The 6,856-nt window shown below is 41.7% G+C and carries 6 protein-coding genes; 5 read left to right on the forward strand and 1 reads right to left on the reverse strand.

Annotation, left to right across the window (positions count from 1 at the left end; translation table 11 throughout):
* Positions 1-279 (forward strand): ISAs1 family transposase (locus H6G40_RS22185; RefSeq protein ID WP_123230293.1); only part of this gene is annotated, 279 nt, incomplete at its 5' end.
* A 320-nt stretch (positions 280-599) separates the two neighbouring features.
* Here H6G40_RS22185 and pheT read toward each other — a convergent pair.
* Positions 600-3,035 carry a phenylalanine--tRNA ligase subunit beta gene (gene pheT, locus H6G40_RS22190; RefSeq protein ID WP_069475412.1) on the reverse strand — a complete coding sequence of 812 codons (2,436 nt, stop codon included), beginning with the start codon at positions 3,033-3,035 and terminating at the stop codon, positions 600-602.
* A 204-nt stretch (positions 3,036-3,239) separates the two neighbouring features.
* Here pheT and H6G40_RS22195 point away from each other — a divergent pair, with 204 nt between their 5' ends.
* The 4 genes from H6G40_RS22195 to H6G40_RS22210 all read left to right on the forward strand — a co-directional run bounded on the left by H6G40_RS22195 (position 3,240) and on the right by H6G40_RS22210 (position 6,674).
* On the forward strand, positions 3,240-4,358 hold the full coding sequence (locus H6G40_RS22195; protein ID WP_016514931.1) for an AAA family ATPase: 1,119 nt from the start codon (positions 3,240-3,242) through the stop codon (positions 4,356-4,358).
* A 2-nt stretch (positions 4,359-4,360) separates the two neighbouring features.
* Complete coding sequence (locus H6G40_RS22200; protein WP_069475413.1) at positions 4,361-5,137, forward strand: DUF3226 domain-containing protein; 777 nt, start codon at positions 4,361-4,363, stop codon at positions 5,135-5,137.
* 97 nt (positions 5,138-5,234) lie between these two features.
* A complete protein-coding gene (locus H6G40_RS22205) occupies positions 5,235-5,867 on the forward strand; it encodes a 2OG-Fe(II) oxygenase (protein ID WP_069475414.1) in 633 nt (210 codons plus the stop codon).
* A 27-nt stretch (positions 5,868-5,894) separates the two neighbouring features.
* Positions 5,895-6,674 (forward strand): ABC transporter ATP-binding protein, encoded by a 780-nt coding sequence (locus H6G40_RS22210; protein WP_080601625.1) that lies wholly within the window; start codon positions 5,895-5,897, stop codon positions 6,672-6,674.
* Positions 6,675-6,856 lie beyond the last annotated feature (182 nt).

Consider the following 6,856-nt stretch of genomic DNA (forward strand, 5'->3'; position numbering starts at 1 on the left):
GAAACAGCTTACTATATCAGTAGCCTAACCGAATCCGCTCAAGTATTTGCTAAAATTATTCGAGGACACTGGAAAATAGAAAATCAGTTACATTGGGTAAAAGATGTAATTTTTGAGGAAGATAAAAGCGAGATAAGTGATTTTCAAGGGGCAAGCAATTGGTCAATTCTCACAACCATAGGATTGAATCTTTTCAGAGGTTTGGGTTTTCTCTCAATAACAGAGGGACAGAGGTGGTTAGCTGAACGTTGGGAAAAACTGATAGTTTTATCGACGTAAGAAGCAGAAAAATTAGCTAAATTAACAGGATGTACTCTCAGACAATTTCAAGAGAGATAGGCTTTTAGTGGCTTGGAAACAGGCTTTATCAATCTATTCATAATAAATATTGGCAGAAGATTAAAGATTAATTATTGTGACTAACTCTTTTGGTTAGAGAAAGATAAACTTGAGAATCCTCGATCAAATTTATTGACTCAAAATCAGCTGTACTTAATTTAAATGAAACAGCCCTACTTGATAAGGGGGGGATCTGATAATTTTTAACGCCTACCTACTTATAAAGTCGATGTCTGATAACTGATGATTGATCGCTGAATTTAACTTCTTAAAGAAACTTGGAACTGTTTAACTAAAGCTTCTCGCACTTTTGTCATTAAGGGTTCCACATCTTCATCGGTTAAAGTTCGATCGCTGGCACGATAGACTAAACTAAAGGCCAAACTACAATGATTTTCTGGCACATTCTGCCCCTGATAGCGATCGAATAATTCGACTTTTTCTAAAAGAGTTCCCCCGGCATTTTTGATAGTTTTTGTCAATCTATCTACGGGTATATCTGTAGAAACAAAAAAGGCGATATCTCGCGCTGCCCCCGGATAGGTAGAATAGACCTGTAAACGCGGGGTAATTTTGGCACTATCGCTAAGAGTTGCTAACAGAATCGGGAACTGGATTTCAAAGGCATAAACTGCCTCAATTAATCCCTTTTGCTGACGCAATTGCGGGTGTAGTTGACCGAATATACCTAGGCGTTGTTTGCCAATCCATAAAGATGCTGTTCGTCCGGGATGAAAACGCGCATCTTCGGCATCTTTTTCGTAGCTTACTGTCAGCGAAAGGCGATCGAATACTGCTTCTAAAATCCCTTTTGCTTCGTACCAAGTCATGGCTACCTCTTTACCCGATCGCAGCCAACGTCCGGCCGGGAAGAAATCACCGCCAAAAATACCAGCAATCGCATCGTATTCGTTGATATTATCCGATTCTAAGCGGAAAACTCGCCCGATCTCGAAGCCATTTAAGGAACCGTTACCCTGAGACTGATTATACTCAAACGCTTCGATTAAACCGTCTAGGAGATTAGTCCGCAAAGCAGAATACTCGACAAAAAGGGGATTAGCGAGGACAACTTCCGCTAATTCCGGTTTAACGAGGGAATACTGGACTAATTCCGTCAAACCGACTGCGCGAAAAGCTTCCCGCAGCCGACGCTGTATAGTTTCCTCAAAGGATAATCCTCCGGCTGCGGTTTTTGCCGGCAAAGTATCGACAAAGCGATCATATCCGTACAGTCGCGCTACTTCTTCAATTAAGTCAATTTCCCGTTCTAAATCCCGATAACGGTAGTCTGGCACTGTCACAGTCCACAGAACAGGATTTTTCGAGGTTAACTGCAATTCACAGCCCAAATTACCTAAAATCCGCTCCACATCTTCGGCGAGAATTTCACCGATCGCACCATTATCTAGGGTAACTTGACCCAGTAGCTGCTGCAAACGTTCTAAACGCAATTCGATCGAACGACTGGACTGATCGGCACGATAATCAGCTTTAACCTGACTGCTGACAGTTCCCCCAGCTAACTCTAGAATTAAATCGATCGCCCTTTGACAAGCATATTCCAAAGCGGCGGGATTAACACCGCGTTCATAGCGTCCGGAAGACTCGCTGCGTAAACCCTGCGCTTTTGAGGAACGACGGATAGCGATCGGATCGAATAAAGCCGACTCTAGCACAAGATTAACGGTTTCCTCGTTAACTTCCGTATCTTGACCTCCCATCACCCCCGCTAAAGCTACTGGCTTATTATTGGCAGTAATTAATAAATTAAGCTCTTTTAAGCTTCTTTCCTGACCATCAAGGCTAATAATTTTTTCCCCTTCCTCGGCAAAACGGACCCCAATAGTAACGGATTTACCTCCGGCAAAACTCTGTAAACGATCGCGATCAAAAGCGTGTAAGGGTTGTCCCCACTCCAAGAGGACATAATTAGTAATATCGACCACATTATTGATCGATCGCAATCCGGCAGCCTGTAAACGCTGTTGCAACCATAGCGGAGATGGGCCAATTTTTACCCCCTCGATCACCGTACCAATATAAGCAGGACAGGCTTTATTTTCTGATATTTCCAGCGTTAAATCTTTTTTAGGGGAAAATTCCCCTAATTTCACTTTTGGTAGGCTTAATTCTCCTCCTGTCAAAGCCGCTACTTCCCGCGCGACTCCGATCATACTCAAAGCATCGGCACGGTTAGCGGTGGGAGAAATATCTAAAATCACCTCATCGAGTCCCAAAAGGGGACGAACATCTGTACCTAAAGGGAGATTTTCCTGGCTAAAAATGTGGATTCCTTCAGAATCTTTAGTTAATCCTAATTCTGCGAGGGAACAGATCATCCCTTCCGATTTTACCCCGCGCAATTTAGCCGGTTTAATCGTTAAATTGATTTTTGGTAAATGAGTTCCCAAAGTAGCCACGGGAACTAGAATATCAGCCCTAGCATTGGGCGCACCACAGACAATTGTACTAAGATTTTCCTGACCGATATCCACCTGACAGACACTTAGTTTATCTGCATTGGGATGGGGTTGGCGATCGATAATTTTACCAATAACCACACCCTTTGCCCATTCTCGGCGATCCTCGATCTCTTCCACTTCTATTCCCGCAATTGTCAATAATTCGGCTAATTCTTGGGAAGATTGGACAATTTTGACTAATTCTCGTAACCAGTTGATCGAAATCCGCATCGTTAATTCTTGCTTGCCGTCGGTTCTTAACTATTGTAAACGGTGGGTTGTCACCGCGACCGGGTTGACAGGAAAATGATTGCTAGTCAAAAAAAGAGCCACAAATGAGTTATGATACAAGGGTTTTATCGTAAAAATTGCAAATTTTATCTTTGATCCTAGCTATTTCAGTTATTATCGGCAATATTGTAGGAGCCAGTAAAAATGACTCGGCTTTTTGAAAGTTTACGAATCAGTGGTTATCGTGGTTTTGAACAAATAGAACTGTCTTCTCTAGGACAGGTGAACATTTTTGTCGGTAATAATAATTCTGGCAAAACTAGCATTCTCGAAGCTGTTTCAATTGTTTGTAATCCCCTCGATCCCTTTCAGTGGCTAGAAGTGGCCCAACGTCGATTATACTTAGGCAGAATATCTTTAATGCGACCGGATTTGGAAGCAATTAAATGGGTTTTCTTTCGTCAGAATAATCTTGCTAGTAACGCATCCTATCAAGGACAAATTTCGATCAAGTGTACTGGAAATTCACCGATTAAAAATCTAGCAGCTAATCTCACCGATATTTACGGCGCGAGCAACGAAAAAGACAACCCAGAAAAGTTCAATGATGATTCCACCAATTCGGAAACCGATCTGGTTATCAATGGGTTAGAATTAAGTGTTACCGCCCATATTTTAGAGCAAGGCAGTCTGTTTGGGACAGATAAGGAACAAGTATTTCAGTTTTGGGAAAAAGAGCGTTTTATTCAAAGGAAACGACAAAAAATACTGGTGGAAAATGCCACCATATTTCCTGCTTATTTGTCCTCGGAACCAATTCTAGATAGACTATCCAAAATCATCCTAAAGGAAGAAAATAACAAAGATGACATCCTAGATTTAATTCGGTTATTTGACGAGGAAATTACCGACATACAAATACTTTCACCCAACAATAAACCAACTCTTTATATAGAACATAAACAGCTTGGTTTTGCTCCTCTCTATGTGTTTGGTGACGGATTTAAAAGAACCTTAGTTATGGTGCTTAGTTTGTTGACAATTACCGATGGGGTACTTCTAATTGATGAAATCGAGACATCTATTCATATTTCTGCCTTAAGTCGTGTATTTTCTTGGTTAATTAATACCTGTAATCAAAGAAGAATTCAACTTTTTGTAACTACCCATAGTTTAGAAGCAGTTGATGCCATGCTACAGTCAGAAAAGTCCATAGAAAACGTGGTAGCTTTTCGGTTAAATTCTCCAAGGGAAAAACCTCAAAGATTTTCGGGCGATTTATTGCATAGATTGCGTTGGGAACGCGGGTTAGATGTGAGGTAAAGATGGTGAGATACTGCTATATTGTTGTCGAAGGTCCCCAGGATGTCGAATTCTTAATTGGTTTACTTAAATTTTATGGCTTAAAGCGAGTTATTCATTTATCTTCATTGGATAAATTTTGGGAAACACTTATCCCGAAAGCTTATCCACTAGACGATGATTTAACCAAACGAGTACCAGTACCATCTTTTGTTCAAAATGAGCAACTATCAATCGCTTTACATAGTTCTATCGGCATTACACGCATAGCGCAAACCATCGAAGAAAGTCTCAATTTTATTCAACCTTCACAGCTTTTTAGTGTGGGAATTTTTTTAGATGCTGATGATAATGAAACCCCCCAAGAAAGGTTCAATAAACTAATTGTTTGCTTATCATCTCTTGATTTGTCAAACTTACGAATGCCTGCCCTACTTGGCGAAGTTACCCATTATTATCCTCGCTGTGGTATTTTCATTGCTCCTAACAATCGTGAACAAGGAACTTTAGAAGATATTCTCCTCGAGTGTGCTAAGATAAATTATACTGATTTACTCAATCTTTCTCAAACCTATATAGAAAGTATTGACAGGAATCAGTTAACTAAAAATGATCTCAAAGATATTGAGAAACCAGCAGGTAAAAAGAAAGCAATTATATCTAGTATTAGTAGTATATTAAGACCGGGTAAAGCCCTACAAGTTTCCCTACAAGATAATCGATGGCTAGATAAGCAAACCCTAGAATTAGAGAGCATCAAGCTTATTAAAAACTTCCTTGAGCAAATTATTGGACTTTGAGAAAAAAAAGCTAATTGAATAGCTGCTATCGAAATTATCCCCATCTCCCCTAAAAACAAGCTATCCTAAAGATTGCCATACCGTTGCGATTCTATCCGTGCCTTACTATTCCCAATATCCCGACGCTTTTACTCCCAGTTATCTGAGCGAACTACAAGGACAGATTCTCGCTTGTCCCCACTTCACAGTTAACAATTTAAATCGAGATTTCGTTAAAACCAAAGGTTTTTCCATCGCTTTTCGACGCACACAAATCAGCGAAGTCGAACGAATTTTTCCCTATTTTAAACCCTATCTTGATCGCAGTTTACAAGCTGACTGCAACGCTTTTTATCTTAACCCCTTACTCCTACAAACCGGTTCACGAGTCGATCCCCATATCGATCGCTCCCTGCGCTCCTATTGTAAAACAATCGATCCTCCGCTCCTAGTTAGCGTCCTTTATGTGCAGGTTCCTAAAGATATTCAAGGGGGGGAACTGGTACTAGCAACAGGCAATCGTTCCGTGGCCCAGATTCGTCCTTGTACTAACACCTTGATCCTCTTTCAAGGAGATCTCACCCATTCAGTTAATCCCGTTAGCTGTTCCGGTATTCGTCTGAGTCTTGTCTGCGAACAATATCGTTTAGATGCCGAAGAATTGCGAGAGATTCCCGAAATGCAGATAGAATCGCGAACCATAAAACCAGAAAAGAAAAAAAAGAAAGATCGGGTCGTTGCTCTACAATAAAAGGGGATTTTTGTAAAGATATTCTAGATGGTGATGCGCGAACCGATCGTCGAATTAAGGGGAGTAACCAAAGCTTTCGGCAAGAAAGTAATCTTAAATAACGTCGATCTGAAAGTGTACGAAGGGGAAGCGATCGGCGTGATCGGTCCGTCCGGGACGGGAAAATCGACGATTTTACGCTTAGTCGCCGGATTACTGGCCCCCGATCGAGGAGAAGTGTACATCTACGGCACAAAACGGCAGAGAACCGTAGAACAGGGGGAAGATCCCCTCGGTGTTGGTCTAGTTTTCCAACAATCGGCCCTTTTTGACTCCCTCACCGTCGGGGAAAATGTCGGTTTTGCTCTCTATCGCCACTCAAAGCTAAAACGAGCCGAAATCCGCGATTTAGTGGAAGAAAAACTGGATTTAGTGGGAATGTCCGGTTCCTACGACCTCTATCCCTCTGAAATATCCGGAGGGATGCGAAAACGCGTCAGTTTAGCCAGAGCAATTATCAGCGATCCCTCGATCGCCGCCGATCGAGCGAACATTCTCCTGTACGATGAACCCACTGCCGGACTCGATCCCGTCGCTTCTACCCGCATCCAGACGGTAATTATGGAACTTCTCAAGGTAAAAAAAGCCTGTGGGGCCCATCTCATTGTCACCCACGTCCACAGCACCATCGAAAATACCACCGATCGCATCGTTTTTCTCTATAAAGGTCAATTTCAATGGGTTGGACCGACTCAAGAGGCTTATCACTCCGAAATCCCCGTACTCAAGCAATTTTTTACCGGCAGTATCGATGGACCAATTCAGTAAACTGCCAATTGAGGGAAGTGGGGTTTGGGGTAGGGCTGTTTCATTCTCCCATCAGAATATCAAAAGTAAAAGCGATCACTATCAGGTAAAATGAGGAGTGACCGCCAACCTTTCAAATATATGTTGAGCTTAATAGAAAAACTAAAACAAGTCAAGGACTTTCGGAAAGATAAAGGAAAAAG

This window comes from Microcystis viridis FACHB-1342, from assembly GCF_014698335.1.
Taxonomy (GTDB): Bacteria; Cyanobacteriota; Cyanobacteriia; order Cyanobacteriales; family Microcystaceae; genus Microcystis; species Microcystis ichthyoblabe_A.

Bases quoted from the DNA above. Each gene is read 5' to 3' on its own strand.
- H6G40_RS22200 (WP_069475413.1), top strand. From the start codon at position 4,361: ATGGTGAGATACTGCTATATTGTTGTCGAAGGTCCCCAGGATGTCGAA.
- H6G40_RS22195 (WP_016514931.1), top strand. From the start codon at position 3,240: ATGACTCGGCTTTTTGAAAGTTTACGAATCAGTGGTTATCGTGGTTTT.
- H6G40_RS22210 (WP_080601625.1), top strand. From the start codon at position 5,895: ATGGTGATGCGCGAACCGATCGTCGAATTAAGGGGAGTAACCAAAGCT.
- pheT (WP_069475412.1), bottom strand. From the start codon at position 3,035: ATGCGGATTTCGATCAACTGGTTACGAGAATTAGTCAAAATTGTCCAA.